This is a genomic window from Bacillus haikouensis, from assembly GCF_013179555.1.
GTDB classification, from domain to species: domain Bacteria; phylum Bacillota; class Bacilli; order Bacillales; family Bacillaceae_B; genus Rossellomorea; species Rossellomorea haikouensis_A.
In genome coordinates this window covers 1-1,802 of record NZ_JABMCR010000489.1, presented here as the reverse complement: position 1 = coordinate 1,802, position 1,802 = coordinate 1, and the positions used below count along the sequence as shown (strand labels likewise).

Genomic DNA, 1,802 nt, shown 5'->3' with positions numbered 1-1,802 from the left:
CTGTCTGATCGGATAAAGGCACCAGTTTTTACAACAGCTTCGGGGAGAGGGAGTTTTCTTGAAACACATCCTTTATTTTGCGGTCTGGCTGGTTTGTATTGTCCTGATGTCATGAAAGGAATTATTGCAGAAAGTGATTTGGTTATATCGCTTGGAAGCAAGCTTGAGGAAACCGCACTTTTTGGCTGGGAACATATGATGAATAATAAAAAAATGATCGAAATCAATATCAATGAAGAGCACTTTAATCATACATTCAATAGTCTCAGACTAGTAGGTGATTTAAGCCATTCCCTGATGTTGCTCCTCGATACTTTAGGCTCGTTAGAAAAAGGGGACAATACCGAGTTGATGAGAAAAAAAGATAGGTTATTTACAGAAAGTAGAAGGTTGGTTTGTAAAGAAGACGAATTAAAAGTCGTGCACATATTGGATAAAATTCAGGAAGGCGAACAACTTCCAGCTATTTATGTACATGAGAACGGTCTTCAAGATATGTGGTCATACTTCTATCCTTCCCTCTCTCTTAAAGATAATCAGACATCGATTGTACCAAGTGAACAAACTAGCTTAGGCTTTGGGTGTGCAGCCAGTATTGGTGCAGCCAAAGCCAGACAGGATGAAATGGTAGTAGCGCTGGTGGGAGATGGGGCATTTAACTTATTCAGTCCTGAATTGACGACAGTAGTCAACAACCGGATACCGCTGATTTATATTGTTTTAAAGAATGGGGGATATGGATGGCTTGAATACCAAAATAAACACACCGCTCCCTCTCCATTTATCAATAAAGAAATACCATTAGTGAACCTTCAACACCCACAATTACCTGTATTGAGTCTGACTTCTAAAGAAGAATTGGATGATGTCTGGAAGAAAGCTCAAGATCTATACTCTTTAGGAAAAACAGTCATCATAGAAGCTTCAATCAATATTAAAGACGTACCCGGACCTTTAAGTGAAATTTATGGAGACTTTCCAGTAAAGGAGTATGTTCAATGAATGTGGATACAGTGTTATTACCAAAAGTAGAGAATATGACTGGATTGAAGGTTCCCGTCACAATTAATGGGACTGGATTCTCTGTGCCGGACAACATTGTCACCAATGAAGAACTTAGTCAAGTATTAGATACTTCAGATGAATGGATTCAAACGAAGACAGGAATCAAAGAAAGAAGATATTTAAATGACGGAGAAATCACTTCTGACTTATGTATCAAAGCAAGTGAAGAGGCGATTTTAAATGCAAATATAACTGCACAGGAAGTAGATGCCATTATATTAACCACTACAACCCCTGATCAACGTCTGCCTTCGACCGCTTTAGTGATCAAGGACGCAATTGGAGCAAGCAGGGCGATTCCGATCGATCTTAATCAAGCTGCCTGTGCCGGGGGCATTTTCTCTATAGTGATAGGCTCACATCTCTTGCAAAATGAACACATCAACAATGTATTAGTGATAGGAGCGGAAGTACTTTCAAGGGCAACAGATCCGGTTGATCGTTCAACTAAAGTATTCTTTGGTGATGCAGCTGGGGCATTAGTCCTCCAAAAGGCAAGAGAAGGCAATGGCCTTCTCGCTTGGGATATTGATTCCACATTAAACAATGCGGTGCAGATTGTAGGGGGAGGAAGCGTTCCCCTGCCTGACGGAGAAACGATAGAAAGCAGCCAATACATTAAAATGGATGGAAGAGAAGTCTGGAAGATGGCCACAAAAAAGATACCTTCTTCAATGAGGAAGGTCATTCAGAAAGCAGGCCTGGCTGTCCAGGATATTGACCATTTCCTCATACAC

General features: G+C 40.6%; 2 protein-coding genes. Both read left to right on the top strand.

The genetic code is table 11. The annotated features are described in order from the left end of the window. Window positions 1-1,002, top strand: a 1,002-nt coding sequence (locus tag HP456_RS23545; protein WP_172255565.1) for a thiamine pyrophosphate-dependent enzyme, incomplete at its 5' end; no start/stop codon positions are given. After that, the coding region (locus HP456_RS23540; protein WP_172255563.1) for a 3-oxoacyl-ACP synthase III family protein at window positions 999-1,802 on the top strand (804 nt) is incomplete at its 3' end. The genes HP456_RS23545 and HP456_RS23540, both read left to right, overlap by 4 nt.